Origin of the sequence: Thermoflavimicrobium dichotomicum, assembly GCF_900114055.1 — a bacterium.
Taxonomy (GTDB): domain Bacteria; phylum Bacillota; class Bacilli; order Thermoactinomycetales; family Thermoactinomycetaceae; genus Thermoflavimicrobium; species Thermoflavimicrobium dichotomicum.
In genome coordinates this window covers 234,125-252,914 of sequence record NZ_FORR01000003.1, presented here as the reverse complement: position 1 = coordinate 252,914, position 18,790 = coordinate 234,125, and the positions used below count along the sequence as shown (strand labels likewise).

General features: G+C 48.4%; 23 protein-coding genes. 10 read left to right on the top strand and 13 right to left on the bottom strand.

Translation table 11 applies throughout. The annotated features are described in order from the left end of the window. The 11 genes from BMZ78_RS05660 to BMZ78_RS05615 all read right to left on the bottom strand — a co-directional run. On the bottom strand, positions 1 to 1,028 hold a 1,028-nt coding region (locus tag BMZ78_RS05660; protein ID WP_093228683.1), incomplete at its 3' end, for a 4-hydroxyphenylacetate 3-hydroxylase family protein. Positions 1,029 to 1,194: 166 nt separating this feature from the next. Continuing rightward, positions 1,195 to 1,368: a hypothetical protein gene (locus tag BMZ78_RS18710; protein ID WP_175482314.1), complete on the bottom strand. Its 174-nt coding sequence runs from the start codon at positions 1,366 to 1,368 to the stop codon at positions 1,195 to 1,197. Positions 1,369 to 1,379: 11 nt separating this feature from the next. After that, a complete protein-coding gene (gene queG, locus BMZ78_RS05655; RefSeq protein WP_093228681.1) occupies positions 1,380 to 2,498 on the bottom strand; it encodes a tRNA epoxyqueuosine(34) reductase QueG in 1,119 nt (372 codons plus the stop codon). Between the two features lie 14 nt (positions 2,499 to 2,512). Continuing rightward, positions 2,513 to 3,577 carry an alcohol dehydrogenase gene (locus BMZ78_RS05650; RefSeq protein ID WP_093228678.1) on the bottom strand — a complete coding sequence of 355 codons (1,065 nt, stop codon included), beginning with the start codon at positions 3,575 to 3,577 and terminating at the stop codon, positions 2,513 to 2,515. Beyond that, entirely contained in the window at positions 3,577 to 4,122 is a 546-nt protein-coding gene (locus tag BMZ78_RS05645) for a luciferase domain-containing protein (RefSeq protein ID WP_217644993.1), read from the bottom strand. The genes BMZ78_RS05650 and BMZ78_RS05645 overlap by 1 nt, the downstream gene beginning before the upstream one ends. Then, on the bottom strand, positions 4,106 to 5,110 hold the full coding sequence (locus BMZ78_RS05640) for a 2Fe-2S iron-sulfur cluster binding domain-containing protein (RefSeq protein WP_093228713.1): 1,005 nt from the start codon (positions 5,108 to 5,110) through the stop codon (positions 4,106 to 4,108). Before BMZ78_RS05640 ends, BMZ78_RS05645 begins: the two co-directional genes overlap by 17 nt. A gap of 2 nt (positions 5,111 to 5,112) precedes the next feature. Continuing rightward, positions 5,113 to 6,123 (bottom strand): aromatic/alkene monooxygenase hydroxylase subunit beta, encoded by a 1,011-nt coding sequence (locus BMZ78_RS05635; protein ID WP_093228676.1) that lies wholly within the window; start codon positions 6,121 to 6,123, stop codon positions 5,113 to 5,115. A 3-nt stretch (positions 6,124 to 6,126) separates the two neighbouring features. Beyond that, complete coding sequence (locus BMZ78_RS05630; RefSeq protein ID WP_093228674.1) at positions 6,127 to 6,426, bottom strand: MmoB/DmpM family protein; 300 nt, start codon at positions 6,424 to 6,426, stop codon at positions 6,127 to 6,129. A 19-nt stretch (positions 6,427 to 6,445) separates the two neighbouring features. Beyond that, positions 6,446 to 6,814: a monooxygenase system ferredoxin subunit gene (locus BMZ78_RS05625; RefSeq protein ID WP_093228671.1), complete on the bottom strand. Its 369-nt coding sequence runs from the start codon at positions 6,812 to 6,814 to the stop codon at positions 6,446 to 6,448. Then, the gene (locus BMZ78_RS05620) at positions 6,807 to 7,055 is read right to left on the bottom strand and encodes a toluene-4-monooxygenase system B family protein (protein ID WP_093228669.1); all 249 of its coding nucleotides are present in this window, start codon (positions 7,053 to 7,055) and stop codon (positions 6,807 to 6,809) included. The genes BMZ78_RS05625 and BMZ78_RS05620 overlap by 8 nt, the downstream gene beginning before the upstream one ends. Before the next feature lie 76 nt (positions 7,056 to 7,131). Further along, the gene (locus BMZ78_RS05615) at positions 7,132 to 8,637 is read right to left on the bottom strand and encodes an aromatic/alkene/methane monooxygenase hydroxylase/oxygenase subunit alpha (RefSeq protein WP_093228667.1); all 1,506 of its coding nucleotides are present in this window, start codon (positions 8,635 to 8,637) and stop codon (positions 7,132 to 7,134) included. A 1,148-nt stretch (positions 8,638 to 9,785) separates the two neighbouring features. Here BMZ78_RS05615 and BMZ78_RS05610 point away from each other — a divergent pair. The 5 genes from BMZ78_RS05610 to BMZ78_RS05590 all read left to right on the top strand — a co-directional run bounded on the left by BMZ78_RS05610 (position 9,786) and on the right by BMZ78_RS05590 (position 13,383). Further along, entirely contained in the window at positions 9,786 to 10,454 is a 669-nt protein-coding gene (locus BMZ78_RS05610; protein WP_093228664.1) for a type 1 glutamine amidotransferase domain-containing protein, read from the top strand. Positions 10,455 to 10,554: 100 nt separating this feature from the next. After that, positions 10,555 to 11,121 (top strand): thioredoxin family protein, encoded by a 567-nt coding sequence (locus tag BMZ78_RS05605; RefSeq protein WP_093228663.1) that lies wholly within the window; start codon positions 10,555 to 10,557, stop codon positions 11,119 to 11,121. Between the two features lie 315 nt (positions 11,122 to 11,436). Next, the gene (locus BMZ78_RS05600) at positions 11,437 to 11,907 is read left to right on the top strand and encodes a DinB family protein (RefSeq protein WP_093228661.1); all 471 of its coding nucleotides are present in this window, start codon (positions 11,437 to 11,439) and stop codon (positions 11,905 to 11,907) included. 111 nt (positions 11,908 to 12,018) lie between these two features. Then, on the top strand, positions 12,019 to 12,837 hold the full coding sequence (locus tag BMZ78_RS05595) for an alpha/beta fold hydrolase (RefSeq protein WP_281244539.1): 819 nt from the start codon (positions 12,019 to 12,021) through the stop codon (positions 12,835 to 12,837). A 96-nt stretch (positions 12,838 to 12,933) separates the two neighbouring features. Next, positions 12,934 to 13,383, top strand: a complete 450-nt coding sequence (locus BMZ78_RS05590; protein WP_281244538.1) for a GlcG/HbpS family heme-binding protein — start codon at positions 12,934 to 12,936, stop codon at positions 13,381 to 13,383. Between the two features lie 227 nt (positions 13,384 to 13,610). On the opposite strand, the gene BMZ78_RS05585 is transcribed toward BMZ78_RS05590, so the two are convergent. Further along, the gene (locus BMZ78_RS05585) at positions 13,611 to 14,552 is read right to left on the bottom strand and encodes a helix-turn-helix transcriptional regulator (protein ID WP_093228659.1); all 942 of its coding nucleotides are present in this window, start codon (positions 14,550 to 14,552) and stop codon (positions 13,611 to 13,613) included. Positions 14,553 to 14,693: 141 nt separating this feature from the next. On the opposite strand from BMZ78_RS05585, the gene modA reads away from it, so the two are divergent. From modA to BMZ78_RS05570, 3 genes are read left to right on the top strand one after another with little or no spacing between them, the layout of a single operon-like run. Further along, positions 14,694 to 15,476: a molybdate ABC transporter substrate-binding protein gene (modA, locus tag BMZ78_RS05580; protein WP_093228658.1), complete on the top strand. Its 783-nt coding sequence runs from the start codon at positions 14,694 to 14,696 to the stop codon at positions 15,474 to 15,476. A gap of 31 nt (positions 15,477 to 15,507) precedes the next feature. Then, positions 15,508 to 16,200 carry a molybdate ABC transporter permease subunit gene (gene modB / locus BMZ78_RS05575; protein ID WP_093228655.1) on the top strand — a complete coding sequence of 231 codons (693 nt, stop codon included), beginning with the start codon at positions 15,508 to 15,510 and terminating at the stop codon, positions 16,198 to 16,200. A gap of 16 nt (positions 16,201 to 16,216) precedes the next feature. After that, on the top strand, positions 16,217 to 16,945 hold the full coding sequence (locus BMZ78_RS05570) for an ABC transporter ATP-binding protein (RefSeq protein WP_093228654.1): 729 nt from the start codon (positions 16,217 to 16,219) through the stop codon (positions 16,943 to 16,945). Here BMZ78_RS05570 and BMZ78_RS05565 read toward each other — a convergent pair. Next, positions 16,869 to 17,363: a Rossmann-fold NAD(P)-binding domain-containing protein gene (locus tag BMZ78_RS05565; protein ID WP_139203270.1), complete on the bottom strand. Its 495-nt coding sequence runs from the start codon at positions 17,361 to 17,363 to the stop codon at positions 16,869 to 16,871. The two genes, BMZ78_RS05570 and BMZ78_RS05565, sit on opposite strands and share 77 nt — an antisense overlap. Positions 17,364 to 17,565: 202 nt before the next feature. On the opposite strand from BMZ78_RS05565, the gene BMZ78_RS05560 reads away from it, so the two are divergent. After that, complete coding sequence (locus tag BMZ78_RS05560) at positions 17,566 to 17,865, top strand: hypothetical protein (RefSeq protein ID WP_093228651.1); 300 nt, start codon at positions 17,566 to 17,568, stop codon at positions 17,863 to 17,865. Positions 17,866 to 17,999: 134 nt separating this feature from the next. Further along, on the top strand, positions 18,000 to 18,698 hold the full coding sequence (locus tag BMZ78_RS05555) for a GntR family transcriptional regulator (RefSeq protein ID WP_093228649.1): 699 nt from the start codon (positions 18,000 to 18,002) through the stop codon (positions 18,696 to 18,698). The last annotated feature ends 92 nt before the right edge of the window (positions 18,699 to 18,790 follow it).

Here is an 18,790-nt window from a genome sequence, read left to right as displayed (position 1 = left end):
CAGGCGATCACTTCACCGACATTGGCCTGTACCCCGCGGAACTGGTCGGTACCTGACGCCCGGATGGCTTTCAGCAACAGACCGATGATAAAGTCAAGCTTCACCGCCAGGCGGGTCATGCCGTGGAAGGTAAACCGGTTCAGGAAACCGCTGATCGGGAAGAAACCGTTGGCCTTGTCCAGATCGCGATAGATCAGGACGTTTTCCCAGGGAATCAGCGCTTTATCGAAGACCAGGACCGTATCATTTTCGTCAAAGCGGCTGCTCAAGGGATAATCAAAGGGGCTGCCCATCACCGATGCGTTGTACTCATAGGACGGCCGGCAGATCAGCTTCACTCCCGGCGTATCCATCGGTGCAATAAAGACCAGGGCAAACTCCTCTTTCTGCACCGGGGAAGGACCGTAATGGGCGACGAAGTTGTAGTGGCAGCAGGCCGACCCGGTGGCTACCATCTTGGCTCCGCTCACGATGATTCCGGCATCGGTCTCCTTTTCCACATGAACGAAGACGTCGGATACTTCGTGCACCGGCCTGTTCCGGTCCACTGGCGGATTGACGATGGCGTGGTTGAAAAACCAGACCTTCTCCTGAGCTTCCTTGTACCAGCGGCGGGCATTTTCATCAAATGGAGCGTAGTACTCCGGATTGCCCCCCAGGGTCCCCAGAAAGGAGGCCTTGTAATCTGGCGAGCGCCCCATCTGTCCGTAAGTGAGGCGGGCCCAGGTAGCGATGGCATCACGGGCCTCCAGCAGCTCCTGGGCACTTTTGCTGGCACGGAAAAATTTGTGGGTGTAGCTGCCGGAACCGGTATCCGTCTCCGTCGTCAGCAAATCCCTGTATTTGGGATCGTGCAGTGAGTCATACAGGCGAGCGATGGAGCGGGCCGAATTGCGAAAAGCCGGATGGTCGACGGGATTCTTCACTTTCTCCCCGTACAGCCAGAGCTCGCGGCCGTCCTTAATACTCTCCAAAAATTCCTCTCCCGTGAGCGGTCTGTTTACACTCTTTTCCTTTTTTGCTGACATGTTTTTCCCTCCCTGAATAAAGTGAATTGGCGTTGAGATCTGCTTCCTTCTTAGAAGCACTCACCTCCTTTTGGTGTACAATAATACCAATTTTGTGTCTGGAACAGTTGCAGGGTGAAGTAGATCCGTACTGCCAATTGCAACTTAAAGCTACCGCTATCCTCTCTCAGATGACGCCGGATAGCTCCTCGATCTTGGCGAGATGATTTCGGAGCCCGGCGATAGATTGAAAAGGAACACTGTAGCCTTTTCTAACATGTCCAAGGTGCACACCGCCAAAAGCGCTCACTACAGATACAGGGAGGAGCAATATATTGGCCGGATGTACGTATATCGTCATTGGCACCTTTCCTACCCTAATTCCAGGGCCCGCCGAGCTTCATCGCGAACCAAAAGCTCGGGGTCTGATAGCAACCGTTCTGCATCCTTCCTCCCACCCAGGCGAACACAGGCCCACGCGGCAGTCGCCCGGACCAGTGGACTCGGATCCTCACACCCCAGCCGGACAAGGGGCAGATAACCGGAATCCCGGGTGTTGGCCAGCACAACCAGAGCGTTGCGGGCCATACGGGGACGGCCAACGCGTTCAAACGCGCTTTGGGCATACTTTTGGGCAAAAGCGTGATTTGACAGGACAAGAAAATCGGTTAAATCCGGATGAGCAAGGTCTGGATCCGGCTCATACCCTTCCCAAAAACGACTGGCTTCCGGCGACCACGGGCATACGGACTGACACTCATCACAACCAAACAACCAATCGCCCAAGCTCTCTCGAAACTTGAAAGGGATGAGATCCAAGTGCTGGGTCGTCCAATAGGAAATGCATCGATTGGCATCCAGGGTGCCATCGCCGATCAGGGCACCTGTAGGGCAACTCTCGACACAAAGTTTGCAGCGGCCGCACCGGAACGGATGCTCCGATGCATCCGCTAACTCAAAGCTTGTTAGCAGGACAGCCAACGTCATATACGAACCCAAATGCTGATTAATGAGCATCCCGTTCCGGCCGATCCAGCCCAGACCCGCCAACACACCGTAACTCCTGAATGATAACGGCCCCTGCTCCACATAATCACGGCAGCGCCCTCCCAAGCGGTGACAGATTTCCTTCAACTCGTCCAGATGCGGCTGCACCCGCCGCTGAATGTAATCCTGTTCCCGCACCCAGAAAATGCGGCCCACGCGGCCGATACGAACACCACCGGGGGGTGGTCCCGGATCCGGAAACCCGTGAGGAGCCGCCAGGACAAGGGCGCTGCGGGCCCAAGCCAGACGCGAACTCGGATTAAGGCGCACCTCGATGTTTCTCGCCAGTTGGCCCATGCCAGCCTGCCGCATGTCCTCAACCCAGTTGCGGTACCGACTCACGACGAATGAGGGCAAATCTGTCGGTGCCCACGCCACCACAAATCCCCGCTCCTCTGCGGCTTGTTGTAAAGCAACAGCAGCTGGCTCTGTAGGACCAAACACGTGAAACCCCCCCTTTACGGTCGGATCAACACCTTCAATGCATCGTCCAATTTGTCAGCAAACACCTGATACGCCTGACTCACCTGTTCGAGTGAAAAGCGATGGGTAAACAACGGCCGCGGGTCAATGACGCCTTCCAGCAACAAACGATGCGCCTCATACATGTACGGCTGCACGTTGGCAAAACCATTCATGTGCATGGTTATGTCACGGAGAAAGACGTCAGAAAGATTCAAGTTGAACTGGTCCGTGGTGAATACACCGATGGCTGCGACCGTGCCCCCCGGCCGAACCAGGTCAAGGGAAAGCTGCAAACTGTCCGGTGTGCCCACAATCTCAATGACCTTGTCGACACCCCGCCCTTCCGTAACCTGACGGACACGCTCGAGCGCCTCGGGATCACTCGGATCAAGAACTTCAACCCCAAACCGTTCCTTCACATACTCTCTCCGATAGGATACCGGATCAAGGGCAAACACTCGACCCGGGCCGCGGTGAAGGGCCAACTCCAGCGACATGATTCCCGTGGGACCCAAACCGACAATAGCCAACGATTCTCCCAACTGAACATCAGCCAAGTTGTTAGCAATAAGAGCCGAAGGCAAATTGCACGAAAGCGTGAGTACCTGCTCGTCATCCAGTGTCCCGTCCACCTTCATAGCGTGGGCATCAGCGTATGGGATCACGAGATATTCGGCCTGTGTGCCATTCAGGTCACCAAATGCCGTGCCAAAGCCGTAAACCGCTTTATTCGTGATGGTACAATGGGCTGTTTGGCCAACCCGACACATGAAACACTCACCGCAGGATGCCGAATAGGCCATGGTCACCCGGTCGCCTGGCTTAAAGTTGCCCACTGCCTTGCCTACCTCAACCACTTCTCCGGACAGCTCATGGCCAAGACCCGACTTTCCTCTTTCCATGATGGCATCCAGCGTCCCGCGGTATATATGCAGGTCGGACCCGCAAATGGACGTTGCGCGCACCTTCACGAGCATCTCATGCCCAGCCTGAATGCGCGGGCTCTCCACGTCATCAATCCGCACATCACGCGGACCATAATATACAGCAGCCTTCACTATTGGGTTCCTCCTTTCTCGTCCAGCTCCACAAGCCAGCCTCTCGCATAACAGTAACCCGCCTGCACAATGCGCCACACCACCTCAAGTTCTCTCTCATCGCGCGGCGCGTAGACGATCATATTTTGTGGGGGCAAAACCCCCGCCATATAACGCACCAACGGGTGAATACATGCCCATCCCTTTCTTAGAACCTGCTCGCCCCACTCAGGCATAAGTGACAAATGGACGCTACCATCCGTACGGATCAACGCAAATTCCTGGCCGCGGATAAACGCTTCCGGTTGCCCTTCCGAAAGCGCTTCCTCCAACACCAGCGCCGTGGCCGGAACCGAGAGCTCCGTTGGTTGCAGCACAACGCCGGGCAAACGAGTCGCCATGCGCAGGAGCTCTTCCCGCAGGTTCGTCGGGGAAACGTCTTCCTGTTGCAGGCACGGATACCGCACGTCGATGTGTGGAGCCGGTCCCGTGCGCTGCAGAAGGTTTTCAAGCATGGGCGGCAGGTCTTTTGAGATCCGCATCCGTTTTTTATCCAAAGCTGTCATAATGCACCTGGGTGATCGACACCCCTCGCCCCTCCTCCTCCAGCAACTTCAGCACCGACTGTACCATCACAGGCGGTCCAGCCATATAAAACTCGTATTCATCCCACGGTTCAGCGAGACGTCCCAGCAAGGCATCCGTAACAAACCCCACCTCGCCGGACCACCCGGCACCGCCTTCATTGACAACGGGAATCACCTGCGCCTGCGGAAACGAACCCGTTAGCTGCTGCAACTCCTCCAGGCACACCAGATCTTCGGGCGTCCGTGCGCCATAAAAGATCGTCAGGCTCTTTCCCGTCCGGCCGCCGTTAGACGCCCACTCCCGTGTCATGGCGAGGATGGGTGCGATCCCCGTTCCACCGGCGATAAACACCAGCGGTCGCGATGTCTCACGGAGATAGGCAGTTCCGTAGGGCAACTCCAATGTCAGCTCCGTACCGGGAGACAGAGAAAACAATTTTTGGCTGCCTGATCCGTTGGGATACCGGCGAGCAATAAAGTCCACCTCCCGGGTTCCCGGCAGATTGGCCATGGAGTAAGCTCGTCGCAGTCCATCGCCAAGATTGAGGATGGCGTACTGCCCCGGCCGATAATCAGCAGGCCGGTCAAGTTGAAGGCGAAAACGCGCAACCTCAGGAGCAAGTTCTTCCACTTCTGCGATCACAGCCCGATAATCGGCCGTAGCCAGATTTTCCGGCGGTTCCTCCAGAAGCGTGCATCCCTTTAGCACCACGTCACTTTCCGGCACGCTCTGACACAAAATGATGCGCCGGCGTCGCTGGTCCCGTTCCGACAGAGCCGGGGCTTCTGGCAACATGCACTTCACATTGCCTTCCACCAGCGTGGCTTTGCACATGCCGCAACTTCCCCATCCGCACTCAAACGGAAGCCAGATGCCCGCTCTTCGGGCAGCGCCAAGGATGGTTTCGCCTTCTTCCACCGTAAAGCTGCGCCCTGAAGGTTCAATGGTAACAACATGCACTCCCATCGTCACTCGAGGCCAACCTCCACCAAGAAAGCCTTATGGGTGTCGCAGACTGCCTCGACCACCTTCCCTGATTGCATCGGCTGCGGCGCCTTTGCAAACAGGGGTGCCAGACCTTCTACAGCCCGGTAAGCAAGGGGCGTCCACTTTTCAACCCAATCCTTCAGCAGCGTCCGATGCTCAGGCTGCCGTTCGACCGCATATTTGACCAGGGCTGTCGTCCAGCGCTGACTGCGCTGGCTATCCAGGCCAAAGTCATCGTGCATCAGCGCCAGCAGAGTATCCCCATTCGAGCGGGCCAGCTCAGCAATTTGGCGAATGAACAAGGCATCGTATACAGGTTTTACAACCAGATTGAGTGCAGCAAAGGACTCGCCCCAGTCATAGGCGATCAACAACTTCTCCAGCAGCTCCCGCAATGGCTGCCAGTGGGAATCGTCTTCCCAGATCGCCCGTGTCCGCTGGGAGTCAGCCAGATGCTCACCATGGTCTAGCGACAAGACCTTGGCCAAGTACGCGGAACGCTGTACGCGCCGCATCTCATCAGACCCTTGGAAATAAGCTGCGTTGGTGATATAGGAAGCCGGCGCCATCTGGGCCATGTACAGGGCAACCATCTGCAAAATATGGCCCGAAAAACGGCTCGGGATGTACAGCTGCTCCAGCAAATCCACCCATGGCTTGGAGAGTTTGGCGTAGTGATCTTGCCGTTCGAATTCGTCGATCAGGTTATCCAAATAAACTTCCCGTTCTTTTTGCAGCTGGATATAATCCCGATACGTCACGCTGTCCGGATCACGGAATTGTTCCCAATCGTCCACCTGAAACGGAGACCCTTCCCGGTACTTTTTGTACCATTGGTTGAGCGGGGTATTCGGATCCAGCTCAAAAGGAGCAGGGTCACGACGAAAATGGTAATGCAGCTTGTGGCTAATCACCTCATACTCACTCGGGATCCGACGTCCTTCCCACAAACTCCACGCCTTCGCACGGCGTCGTTGGGGTACTTGAGCCATAGCTTAATCCTCCCTCTCCAAGAAGAAAATAATCTCGTCGTCACCGACATAACGCATACGACCTGCAAACGAAACCAGCTCGGGCTCAATCTGAGACAGAGTGATGGAACGTCCCAACACTTCCTCGAGAGTACGACGGGTAATCCGACACCGCCAAGGTGTATGGATACGGACATACCCACCCCGGTCATCAATGATGACTTCTGTACCCGGGTTATCCTCCTCAATCACGGCGATGAGCGCATCAGCCATATCCGGATCCCGAACGATGGGACCCACCAGTTTTACCTCTTCCTTGTCCATGCCAGCAGCCCTCCTTGTATTACTTTGCCGTGCAGCGGTTGTAGCGCCGACCTTCTCCATCAAGGAAGCCGACGTACACCTGCTCGCCTTCAACCTTTACTTCATAGCGATAGAGACGGCAGTTCTTCGGATTGACTCCGTTTCCCGTGGCGGCTTCAAACTGCCAGCGGTGAGCAGTGCACGTAAGCGTCCCGTCTTTCAACTCTCCATCGGCCAGCGAAATCTCCTGGTGCGGGCACATCCCCTGATACGCTACGATCTGCCCGCCGGGCAGGTGGATCAACAGGACCTCTTCACCCTCTACTTCGACGTCCAGCATTTCACCTTCCCACAGATCATCCAGAGTTAAAACGGGAAACCAACGGATTTTCTCCTTGACTTCACTCATCGTAGAACACCTCGACAAAATCCATCAGTCCAATCCCAACTTCTCCGACAGTCACATGGTCCGGTTGCACCTGCCCCTTATACATCACCTTCAGCGGAGCCTCTCGCGGTGCCACCCGCACGCCCACGGTGTGAGCAGCCACCTTTTCCGCCACTTGCGCCATGGTATCCGTGTCATCGATCGGGACCACCAACACTACAAAGTCTTCACGGTGAGCAGCCGTGATCGGCAACATTGCCATAATCATCCTCTCCTTTCCCACAATCTCCGTACCGGGCACCCATCCGGGCGCCCCGACGGAGTCTTTGACGATTTCATCAGACAGCAGTCGCTTTGCCACCCTCAGCTTTCTTAAAAGCCCAGGCGTAATTTTCGGCATCCTCGCCCCAGACGTCCGGCGTCAGACCCATGTATGCGTAAGCGCCCTCAACGGTCGGCGGCTGGATGTGCCCGGCAAGGAACCGATCGACAATGTTCAGATGACCAGCGTAGCGCTCAGGGTTGATTTCGAAGACCCACTTGCAGGGCTCCGAGCAGAATTGATAGCGCCGGCCATTGTACTCGGAAACATACGGTGCGATGTGCCGTTGTTTCGGTTCAGAAGGAGTACAAACGGGAATATGGCACATGTTGCATACCATGGGAAGGGTTTGCGGCAATGTTTTCTCGATACGGCCCTGCCGGATATTTTCCGTAATCACATCCCAGTACCGACCAAAATTGTCGTTCCAGCCCGGGTACTTGGCTTCCAGCCACTCCCGCTCTTCCGGCGAGACACCTGCATCAGGATTCCACCAGACCGTGTGCCGCCAGAACCAGACGCCCAAGTGGTCCGCATGATGGAGCCAATTGAGCTCATCCAGGAAGATGTCCCAGTACCAAGGTTTTTCCAGGCCGAAGTCCCGGAACTGATCGATAAACTGCTTGATGATCCATTCCTCCATAAACTCCTTAAACGACATGGAGCGATGCTCCAATGGTGTGTAGTAGTCCATGGAGAACCCAGTCAACAGGGCAAAGAGTTTCCACGAACGCCAGAACATGACGTCAATGAGCCGTTGGGCTTCTTCTTTTTTGCCTTGGCTCAGCAAAATCCGGAGAGTGGGTTCCCCTTGTTGGGCATGGCGCGATTCGTCCGTCTGAATGCTGGAGATAAGCGAGCCGAACTCCACATCGCCCACGTGCATGGCGTCTGCAGCCATCCCGAGGAACTGGAGGTTTGTGAAACCGGTTTCAAAAGTAAACGTAAGCTGGATGGCGGTACCCACGGCATCGTTGGCGGTAAACATGTCGTCAAACAGGCTTCGGGCGGCGATGGCCCCCCATTCATTGGTGTGGAACGCTTTATGTCCCCAGTCGAACTGCGGATGCTTACGCAACAAGCCGTAGGGGAAGTAAAGCTGAAGCTGTCCGTGCCGCGTTTCATCCAAGGTACCAAAGGTGGCCATGTTCCGCCAAGAAGCTGCCCGGCCAAAACGGGCCATCCGCGCCTCGGCAATGGAAGCCAGATACTCACCATACGCAATGGCGCCGTAGTGGGCAGTGATGGCCGACTTCCACCCAGGGTCCACCTGGTCAAAGAGCTTGGAACGAGCAATGGCTGACTTGACAGAGTAAGTTGATGCGTCTTTGTCAGACTGGTTATACACGTATTCCCGATAAGTCACCTTATACGGCTCGTCCCATTCCCACCACGCTTCCGCCGGCACTCCGTAGGATTTCGACTGTTCCTCAGGGAAAGCTTCCTCTTCGGAAACGTAACGGAGTTTCCAGTTCATGTCTCGCGTGAGATCGTAATACGCACTCCGATCTAGCTTTGGCATGAGATTCTCCTCCTTCATAATAAGTATGAATGTCTTGGATCTTATACGTGAATACACGATCAGAGAACTACATGTATCACCCCCTATTAGACATAAGCACGGGATGGTCCAGTTCAAGGCGTGAATCTCCGATAGCCGGGGAGAGATACATCTGTTCGTTGTCAGACCCCAACTTGTCCACAGTGCCAACACCGGTCCGCCGACACCAAGATCCAGGGGGGCTCCATGGAAACGGTGCACTCCCATCTGTCTTCAACCAATAAAACGTTTTAATCAGATATGTTTTTGTATTTCGATTTTATAAAAAAATTCTTATGTATGGAATGTAACATCTTTTCTAAAAAAAATGTACCGCAAAAAAATATACAATATTTCATTCAATACTCTTCTTTTTTGCGGTATTCATGAAAAATACTGGATACTCGCACAAACCATGACAGTTATATCAACGCATCCACCTCTTGCAAGAAGGGTTAAGACGGATTGCCACCAAAAGGCGTATCAAACACTCTCTGGAAAACGCAAATAAAAACATCTCCAAAACTCGGGTGTTTCCAGGACATTCCTGTCCCCTCTGAAGAATTCATGGTATCCAGGCTCGCCAAATGTCCTTTTATTTGCTCTTCACGGTCACGAAAGCTGTCCCACCATACCGCATACTTTTTGTTTCAAAATCTTCAACCTGTATAGATAGAAATGAACATCAAACTTCACATGTAATTTGATCCCTGCTTTATCATCTTGACAGGAAGACCAGGACAGTCCGTTTTAAACCAACCGTAATCGTGCTGGAATCAATCGTTCTGGCAGGTCCTTTTTTCCGTTTGACAGTGACTATAGTTCTTGTAGAATGTAGAATCTTTAAAATAATGTTACTATTTTTCGCAGGACACACCTCGCTATGGTTTTTGTTGGCGCTTTAACTTTTTTATTCAGGATTTGAGAGATATTTATGTTAATTTTCGCTAATCAGCAGCTGTGATATTCCTTAATATTATTAAAAAATATTTCATTTCTGAATAATAATTGTTGGAAAATAAATTTAATTATTGTTGACAAATAAATTTAATTATCATATTGTTATTGTTAGACCGCAAGTTTTCTTAATATTAAAAAGTATCAATTAAACGTCCGAGGAGGTTTTAATGATGGCAAAAGTACTTATGGTAATCTCCAATGGTGTTCAGGTGAAGAACTATCGGACAGGGTATTGGTCTGAGGAATTCCGTGTTCCGTTGAAGGCTTTGGAAGATGCTGGCCATGAGGTAACAATTGCTTCTCCAAAGGGCGGTGATGGAGTGGTTGATGAACTTAGTCTAAGTGAACAGTGGGATCCAAACGGTGAATCCAGAGCCTTTGAAAAGCTTGGCCGTAACAAGGGGACGCTTAGACTTGGGGATCTGTCTGGCAAGGATTATGATGCTGTCGTCTTTGTTGGTGGACACGGTCCAATGTTCGACGTAGCCTATGACCCGGCAGCACATCGAATTATTAATGAAATCTATGACAAAGGTGGCATTATAGCAGCTGAGTGTCATGCTCCCGCCGTTCTTGCTCAAACAGTTCGCCCGAATGGTGAACCCATTCTTGCCGGAAAGAAAGTAACCGGTTTTCCGGATGAGTGGGAACCTGCTGATGTAGTTCCACATCTTCCTTATAGCCTTGAACAGGAGCTCCGCAAGGTGGGGGAATACATCTCCGCACTAGATCAGCCGAAGTTTGCTGTGTGGGCGGATAAACAGATTATCACCAGCCGGGATCCGGCATCATCTGAGTTGATGGCAGAAGAACTCGTCAAAGCTTTGGGCAAACTGTAAGCGTTTCAAAAACATGATTCTGGTCCTGGTTTGCGGGGTATGCTGCAGCCTGATAGAAGAGCAATCGTTGGTTTTCACCGAGACATAAGGAGGTCTCTCCATGCAGCTGAACGATTGGTTTCACAAAGGAATGACTTATGAACAGTATGTGGACAGCATGAGCGTCAACCGGGAAAGGATGCTAAGTATCTATAAAAAAGTCCGGCTTTCCGATGAAGAGAAAACCTTCTTTGCCAAAGCACAGGACCAAAACTGGCGGGTGATCGTTCTCACGGCAGATTGGTGCGGAGACGCCATGCTGTGTGTACCGATCCTGAAACGCATTGCCGAAGTGGCCCATTTCGATTTGCGCATGCTGATCCGCGATGAAAACCTGGAACTGATGGATCAGTATTTGACCAATGGCAAATCGCGCTCCATACCGATCTTTATCTTCATCGATCCACAAGGAGAGCAAAAAGCGGTCTGGGGTCCCCGTTCCCCCGAAGTGCAACAGATCATTGATGAGATGCGTAGCAGGTTGCCTGACAAAGAAGATCCGCAATTTGAAGAAAAGCAGCTTCAGATGTATCGTGAATTTCAAGAAAAGATTTCCTCTGACCCTTCCATCTGGCAGACCGTGATTGACAGCATTCGTGAACGCCTGGCACAACCATTCGCAAACTGAAAAATGAAAATGCAAAATGGCAAAGAATGAAGTGGGTTTTACCGGCTTGGGAATGTGTATCCACTTCCTGGCAAGCCGATCTCAAAAAAGTCCAGATGAGTTCCTGCTTTGGACAACACGATAGCAAAATTGCACACACAAAAACATCGAATCTACACATTTCAAGCGCATGATCAAAGGGATCATGCTGTCTCTTTAAAGGAAACGTGAGCGAACAATCTACAATACTACAGATCCACAAACGTAATAAATAAAATATTTTATATATTTATAAAATATCAAAAAGAATGTTTATTGTTGAAGGAGGTTTTATTGATGTCAAATGTACTTACTCCAACTCAACAAGTGTTAAAACGTTGGCGGATGCACCGCAATGCACTTATCCAATTGGCAGCGAAATTGCCCGAGTCCGGGGCTTCATGGCGCCCTTGGTCAGGTGGAATGAGCACATTGGAACTGCTACATCACATTGCATGGACTCCTGATTTTTTCTTTGCTGCGATTGAGGGACGGGATGATCTAAATATCCCACCTGTTCCCGCAACGATTGAAGAGGCCCGCCAACTCCTAGACGAGTTGACGAAGGAGCATGAGGCCAAAATTTCCGCGTATACTGACAGTGATTTGCAGAAAGAGGTTACGATAAAAGCATTTAATATTACAGAGCCAGTCGTTGAAGTTTTGCACCGACTAATCGGACATGAAGCACACCATAAGGGGCAGCTCATTACTTACGCCCGTATGCTGGAAATTGAACCACCATTCTATGTTGACCTCAGCGTTTAAAAATGTGGAAGGGGCCAGTGATATCACTGGCTCTTTCCCAAGTATTTGTATCATTTTTGCGTGAATCTTGACTCTATGTCAAGTCCAGTTACAAACGTTAGGGTGATCAGATTGGTAGAACAAGGAAAATACATGGAAGCCGGGGGCATCAATACTCACTTTCATGAGGACGGAGAAGGGGATCCGCTTCTGTTGATTCACGGGTCGGGTCCGGGAGTGTCTGCATGGGCAAACTGGCGCCTGGTTTTTCCCATTTTATCGAAACATTTTCATTTGTTCGCCCCCGATGTTGTCGGCTTTGGATATACCGAACGACCGGAAGGAATCCGCTACTCGGTTGACATTTGGGTAGATCATATGATTGCGTTTATCGAAGCATTGGAACTGCAAAATCTATCGATTATCGGCAACTCAATGGGTGGTGCTTTAGCGCTGCATATTGCACATCGCAGGCCTGACTTAGTAGGCAAACTTGTTTTGATGGGCAGCGTGGGCGTAAGCTTCCCGATAACGGAAGAATTGGATGCGGTATGGGGTTATACGCCAAGCTTTGATAACATGAAACGCTTAATCCGCACCTTCTCCCATGATCAATCAATGGCTGATAACGATGACTTGGTCGAACTGCGTTATCAGGCAAGTATCCAGGAAGGATTCCAAGAATCATTTTCTACGATGTTTCCCTCTCCACGCCAACGTCATGTTGATGCTCTTGCATTAAAGGAAGAAGAGTTAAAGGGTATCGATAAACCCACCTTGTTAATCCACGGTCGAGAGGATCGCGTGATCCCGTTGGAGCAAACCAGTTGGAAGCTGGCACACTTGCTCCCGAATGCTGAATTACATGTGTTTTCACAATGCGGCCACTGGACACAGATTGAAAAGACAAAACCGTTTTGTGACCTGGTGCTTCAGTTTTTAAATCGATAAATTGTTTGACAGCATTGAATGAACGAAAAGATGGAAAGATCCATGTCCGAACATTCCGAAATGTGCAAGAGCGCAATTGAAAGGGGGTTTGCGCAAGTGTTTTATGAGAAGCCAGTTGTTTCGCAGGAAACTGTATTGAAAATGCTGGAAGCGGCATTGCAAAAAGCGTCGGAATTAGAAATAAACGTGAATGTGGCCATTATGGATGACGGTGGGAATCTCAAGGCATTTGTTCGTATGGACGATGCCCCATTGTTGAGTTCGGAAATTGCCCAAAATAAAGCTTACACAGCAGTGGCTTTCGGAATCCCTACTGCCGATTGGTATCCCATGATCCAAAAGCAACCCTCTCTTTTACACGGGATCGTCCATACAGACCGTCTTGTTATTTTTGGCGGAGGGCTGCCGATGTATATCGGAAAACATTTGGTAGGAGGAATTGGTGTATCCGGTGGGACTGCTGAACAGGATGTTATCATTGCGGAAGCTGCACTCACCGTCTTTGAAGAAGACGTAAAACAACATAAGTCGAACGAAAGAAGATAGGATGTCTGTTCGTACTGGGCATTCGCTTTCAGCCAATTTGTATGCTTCTGGATAACTCCTAATGAAAAAATTTATGTTCAAAACAAATCTTTTTATGTTAATCTGCTGATCATGGAAGTCCGGTTAGTGATGTTATGTCAAATTCAAGGGAATTTCATCTAAATAAAAAACATCCCCATCCGTGTTTCCCATTCCGATTGGGGATGTTTTTTATTGTATAAATTCGATTATTTGCTTTCGAAAAGAACTGTTCCAGTCAGTGATGTATTATATCCACCAATCGCTTGCAGTTCATCTTTAAACGTATCCGATTGCAACACTTGTAACAAAGTATCCACGTGCTCTGGTGGCTTGGCATCTTTTAAGATGACCAAATCATATCTTTCTTTCATCAGTGGGATAAAATCAACACCCACGATCAGAGCTGCTTTTTCAATCCCAACTCCAACATCAGCTTCTCCTTTGGCTACAGAACCCGCTACAGCGAGATGACTGCTTTCCTCCTGGCCATATCCGTTGATCATCTGTGGTAAAATCCCGTGTAAACGTAACTGCTCATCCACAAATACTCTTGCTCCGGACCCTTTCTCCCGATTCACCATCCGAACATGAGGCTGAAGCAGATCAGGCCACTCATGAATTCCCTTGGGATTTCCCTTGGCAACATAAAACCCGATCCACCGAGACAACAGGTTAACAACGATAAAGCGATAGCCCACCAAAATCCGTCGAATGTAAGGAAGATTGTACTCCCCTGTCTCTCCATCAAACAGATGCGTACTTACTACATCACATTCCCCGCGATACATGGCAATCAGTCCATTTAAACTGCCAACATAAGAACGAAGCGGACGCAGCGATTGATTTTGTTTTTCGAGATGTCTGGTCAGTATATCCAAACTCACATCCTGTCCACTAATCACGAGTGTCTGCACTGAGGCAGAAACAGGCACTTGATTACCAGAAGGCGGCAAAATAGACGAATGGATCAGTCTGGCTCCCTTCGCTCTTTCTTTATAAGCCTCTAAGTCAGCGGCATCAATCCTCATTTGTCTCCCAACACGATAAGCAGGTAATTCCCCTTTTTTAATCAAGTCATACACCGTCAGTTTGGATACTTTTAATATTTGGGCAATCTCTTCTGTGGTATAAGAAATCGGTTTTGACATGTTGCCCACCAACCATTCTTACATATTTTTGCATTTTAATACTAGTCAAAGGTTTTATATAAATCAATGATATTTTTTAGTATAATTAGATATAAATAATTATAACTAGTTATATCTAATTATATTGATGGAGGTATTCCTATGCTCAAAAAAGTAAGCTTGATAGGAATGTCTTGCTTGATTCTATTGTTATTGTTTGGATGTTCTGCTTCCTCTTCATCTTCTGAAAACGCTTCACAGGTTGAATTAAGAATTACAGCTGCTGCCAGTCTAACAGATGCTTTAAACGAATTGAAAGCATCTTTTGAAAAGGAACATCCAAACATCAAACTGTCTTTTCAGTTTGGCAGTTCTGGAAAGTTAGCCAGACAAATCGAACAAGGGGCACCTAGCGATCTGTTTTTATCTGCTAGCAAAAAAGATATGGATGATCTCCAAAGTAAAAAACTTGTTGTTGAACACTCGCGAGTCGATTTCGCCCAAAATGAGCTCGTCCTGATTACTCCCAAAGATAAATCCTTTTCAATCTCTTCCTTTGAACAAATTCGTCCTGATCAGATTCAACATTTTGCCATCGGCGAACCTGAAAGTGTTCCGGCAGGTCGTTATACCAAAGAAGCTCTACAAAAATTGAAATTATGGGATAAATTGGAAAAGAAATTCGTGATGGGTTCGGATGTACGTCAAGTCTTGGCTTTTGTAGAGTCTGGCAATGCTGAAATGGGAATTGTATATGCGAGTGATGCTCAAACCGCCAAAAATGTAAAAGTATTGGCCACTGCCAAACCAGAGTGGCATAAACCCATCGTTTACCCAGGCGCAATCATTGCCCATTCTGCCCATCAAAAAGAAGCACAAACCTTTCTCTCTTATTTAAATAGTGAAGCAGGAAAACAAGTGTTGAAAAAATATGGCTTCAAATAAATGAACCATCAAGAAGGGGACGAAAAAAGGCATGGAACAATTGGACTATTCCCCCTTATTTCTTTCACTCAAAGTAGCAGGCATCTCCACGATCTTTGTTTTCTTCACAGGTGTTCTCTTTGCACGCCTACTTGCACGCAAAGTATTTCTGGGAAGAAGTATTCTGGAGTCCCTTTTTACTTTGCCACTTGTGTTACCACCAACGGTGATTGGTTTTGGTTTATTGATTCTTTTTGGGAAAAATGGATTTTTGGGAAAATGTTTGCTTGAATGGTTTGATATACAGGTCGTATTTTCCTGGATTGGTGCTGTGATTGCTTCGATTGTCGTTTCTTTCCCCTTAATGTATCAAAGTGCCTTGGCTGCTTTCGAAAGTATCGATCATCGATTGGAAGATGTGGCACGCACGATGGGGGCTTCTGAATGGAGAGTCTTTTGGACGATCACACTCCCCCTGGGATGGCCGGGACTTCTGGCCGGGATCGTTCTTTCATTCGCTCGGGCATTGGGAGAATTTGGAGCTACTTTAATGATTGCCGGAAATATTCCAGGTAAAACAGAAACTCTCCCCATTGCCATTTATTTTGCTGTTGAATCAGGCCACATGGAAAAGGCTTCATTCTGGGTCATGATTATCGTGGCTCTCGGTTTTAGCATGATTATGTGGTTAAACTGGTGGAACAAAAAAAGCTTTCGTTATCAGGTACCGAAGAATCATCAATAGAAAAGGAAAGATCAGCATGCTGACTGTACAGATTCAAAAGCAACTGGCTCATTTTCAGCTGGACATTTCTTTTCAATTGAAGCAACAAATTCTCGTTCTCTTTGGTCCATCAGGCTCAGGAAAAACCACCATTTTAAACTGTATTGCCGGACTGGTCACTCCAGATTCAGGATCCATTGTATTGAATGATCGTGTCTTTTTTGCACAGGGGCAAAAACCGCTCCCACCTCAAAAACGAAATGTGGGCTACCTTTTTCAAGACTATGCGCTTTTCCCACATATGACCGTTGAAAAAAATATTCGCTATGGTCTAAAAATCAAGAACCAAAAAGATGCGGACACATTCTTGCGACCTTTATTACAAATCCTGGGCATTGAACATTTGCGATCCAAATATCCCCATCAAATCTCTGGTGGAGAAAAACAGCGAGTCGCGCTGGCACGCGCTCTCGCTACTGAACCTTCGATCTTATTGCTTGATGAGCCATTATCTGCGCTTGATCAAAAGACCCGGATCCAATGTCAGGATGAGCTTTTGCGGCTACATCAGATGTGGCGAATTCCATTTATCATCGTAACCCATGATTTAAATGAAGCCAAAAAACTGGGCGACATCATTATTTATCTAGAGCAGGGAAAAATCATCAAAAAAGAAGAAAAAGAACGGATTAACGAGGTCGCTTCGACCAGGGAGAGACAACTCCTACTATCGACCGTGTCTGCTGACTCTCAATGGCCTGGATAACTCCATGACTAATTTCTTGATTGGTTAACCAACGGGCATGATCATTTCTCAGCACAAAACCCAGAATCACTTCCTGATATTTGATATTCGGATATTGCTGAAATCGGATAAGACGGTCTGATTCTGGTTGAGATGGATCTAATACACTGCTTCCCAACACATGAATGTAACGACACGGTTTCTCCTTATTCCCTGCGAGTTCCGCGACAAGATAAGGTGCTTCTGGAGCAGTTCGATGAATCCATACCACCGCCAAATCAATCGAGCCATATTGACTGACTGATTTGGAAAGCACTTTTTTTAATCGCACTGTATCATGATAATCGATGGCAATCGGATAAATAGACCCGCCAAGATCTCTGGCGCCTCTAACCAGAGATTGTAGACGCTCTGGCCTTTTTCCGATTACACTGACCATCCATCCCTGCTCCGCCAGATACAAAAACCTTTCTCAACATCCCTGTTCCGCCTACAACTAACGCATGTGGTCGCATAAGTTTCCTTCCTATCATGATGTTGTTTGTGTTATTTCTTTTCCCTAATCCATACATGTATGATCATTCCTGCATCAGACCAATACTAAAATCAGTAACTGCCTAATACAAGCGGGAGGAAATCACATGCGTTTATCCTTGGAAGAAATGAATATCTTGTCTGAGCGCTTAGAAAAAGAAGAAGCTCGACTTCATCAGTTATTTCAGAATCCAACTTATCAAGGTGAAGCACGAGCAGGCCTTCAGATCATCAGCGAGTTACAAAAGAAGTTTCGTGATTTGCAAGCAGAGTTAACCCCTGAGGAAAAACAGATGCTCAGCCGATTGTTAAAGGAAGAAGTTAGCCATATTCATGGCCATAGTATGGGAATTTATGAATCGATTCTGTCCAAAGTCAATGGAACCCCTTCACTTGGTGATGGATAAAAGTTCATATATCGGGATCTTCACTGCTGGCACCTTTATGGTCAGCAGTTTTTTTTCGAAATAATGGGTTCGATCACATCGCAATATATTGCATTTGTTATAATGGAAAAGAAGTTAGATAGGAGGAATAGCTTATGCCCATTCCAAATGACTTGCCGAAATTACATCGAATTTCCGCCAAGAACCAGGTTTTAACTCTATTGCAAAATTGGATTACGGATGGTACTTTGCAACCGGGCGAAAAAATTGTAGATACAGAATTAGCCAAAATTATTGGTGTTAGTCGTACTCCCATTCGCGAAGCTTTGCAAATTCTGGAAACACAAGGCTTTGTCGAAATGAAGCCTGGAAAAGAAACCAGAGTGACTCCACTAAAACCAGAAGATGCATATAACATTTATTTACCTTTGACTTCTCTCGAAGTACTGGCAGCAGAGTTGGCCACTCATCTGATTACCGATGAGAAAATTGAAAAACTCGAATCATTAAATGAAGAGTTCAGCCAAATTATCCACTCGAATGATGCGCGTTCCATTTTAGAAATTGATCGGGCATTTCACCAGTTGATTATCGATACAGCCAATAACCCTTATATCAGCTCTTTTACTCATACGTTGCACTTGCATGTGAAACGCTATGAAATGTTGTATTTTGAGCACTCGAAAGAGTTACTTTCCCATTCGATCAAAGATCATGAAGAAATCATCCAGGCTTTTAAGGAGAAAAACCCACAAAGAGCCAAAACATACATGGAGAAAAATTGGGCTCGGGCATTACAAGGAGTAACCAATAATTTACAAAAATTGTCATTTTCGTTAAAAAAGAACAACTAGATATTCAGGAATGGCAATCCACGGCATTTATTTTGGAACTAATCCGGGCCATCTTTAAAGCTTCTATTCCTCCTTTTCATAGATTTAACAAA

What these genes read in the sequence shown, in the direction of transcription:
- BMZ78_RS05600 (WP_093228661.1), top strand. Translation starts at nt 11,437, where the DNA reads ATGTCAAATGTACTTACTCCAACTCAACAAGTGTTAAAACGTTGGCGG.
- BMZ78_RS05630 (WP_093228674.1), bottom strand. Translation starts at nt 6,426, where the DNA reads ATGGACAAGGAAGAGGTAAAACTGGTGGGTCCCATCGTTCGGGATCCG.
- BMZ78_RS05615 (WP_093228667.1), bottom strand. Translation starts at nt 8,637, where the DNA reads ATGCCAAAGCTAGATCGGAGTGCGTATTACGATCTCACGCGAGACATG.
- BMZ78_RS05635 (WP_093228676.1), bottom strand. Translation starts at nt 6,123, where the DNA reads ATGGCTCAAGTACCCCAACGACGCCGTGCGAAGGCGTGGAGTTTGTGG.
- BMZ78_RS05560 (WP_093228651.1), top strand. Translation starts at nt 17,566, where the DNA reads ATGCGTTTATCCTTGGAAGAAATGAATATCTTGTCTGAGCGCTTAGAA.
- BMZ78_RS05570 (WP_093228654.1), top strand. Translation starts at nt 16,217, where the DNA reads ATGCTGACTGTACAGATTCAAAAGCAACTGGCTCATTTTCAGCTGGAC.
- BMZ78_RS05565 (WP_139203270.1), bottom strand. Translation starts at nt 17,363, where the DNA reads ATGGTCAGTGTAATCGGAAAAAGGCCAGAGCGTCTACAATCTCTGGTT.
- BMZ78_RS05605 (WP_093228663.1), top strand. Translation starts at nt 10,555, where the DNA reads ATGCAGCTGAACGATTGGTTTCACAAAGGAATGACTTATGAACAGTAT.
- BMZ78_RS05620 (WP_093228669.1), bottom strand. Translation starts at nt 7,055, where the DNA reads ATGGCAATGTTGCCGATCACGGCTGCTCACCGTGAAGACTTTGTAGTG.
- BMZ78_RS05645 (WP_217644993.1), bottom strand. Translation starts at nt 4,122, where the DNA reads ATGACAGCTTTGGATAAAAAACGGATGCGGATCTCAAAAGACCTGCCG.
- BMZ78_RS05610 (WP_093228664.1), top strand. Translation starts at nt 9,786, where the DNA reads ATGGCAAAAGTACTTATGGTAATCTCCAATGGTGTTCAGGTGAAGAAC.
- modA (WP_093228658.1), top strand. Translation starts at nt 14,694, where the DNA reads ATGCTCAAAAAAGTAAGCTTGATAGGAATGTCTTGCTTGATTCTATTG.
- BMZ78_RS05640 (WP_093228713.1), bottom strand. Translation starts at nt 5,110, where the DNA reads ATGGGAGTGCATGTTGTTACCATTGAACCTTCAGGGCGCAGCTTTACG.
- BMZ78_RS05585 (WP_093228659.1), bottom strand. Translation starts at nt 14,552, where the DNA reads ATGTCAAAACCGATTTCTTATACCACAGAAGAGATTGCCCAAATATTA.
- BMZ78_RS05625 (WP_093228671.1), bottom strand. Translation starts at nt 6,814, where the DNA reads ATGAGTGAAGTCAAGGAGAAAATCCGTTGGTTTCCCGTTTTAACTCTG.
- modB (WP_093228655.1), top strand. Translation starts at nt 15,508, where the DNA reads ATGGAACAATTGGACTATTCCCCCTTATTTCTTTCACTCAAAGTAGCA.
- BMZ78_RS05555 (WP_093228649.1), top strand. Translation starts at nt 18,000, where the DNA reads ATGCCCATTCCAAATGACTTGCCGAAATTACATCGAATTTCCGCCAAG.
- BMZ78_RS18710 (WP_175482314.1), bottom strand. Translation starts at nt 1,368, where the DNA reads ATGACGATATACGTACATCCGGCCAATATATTGCTCCTCCCTGTATCT.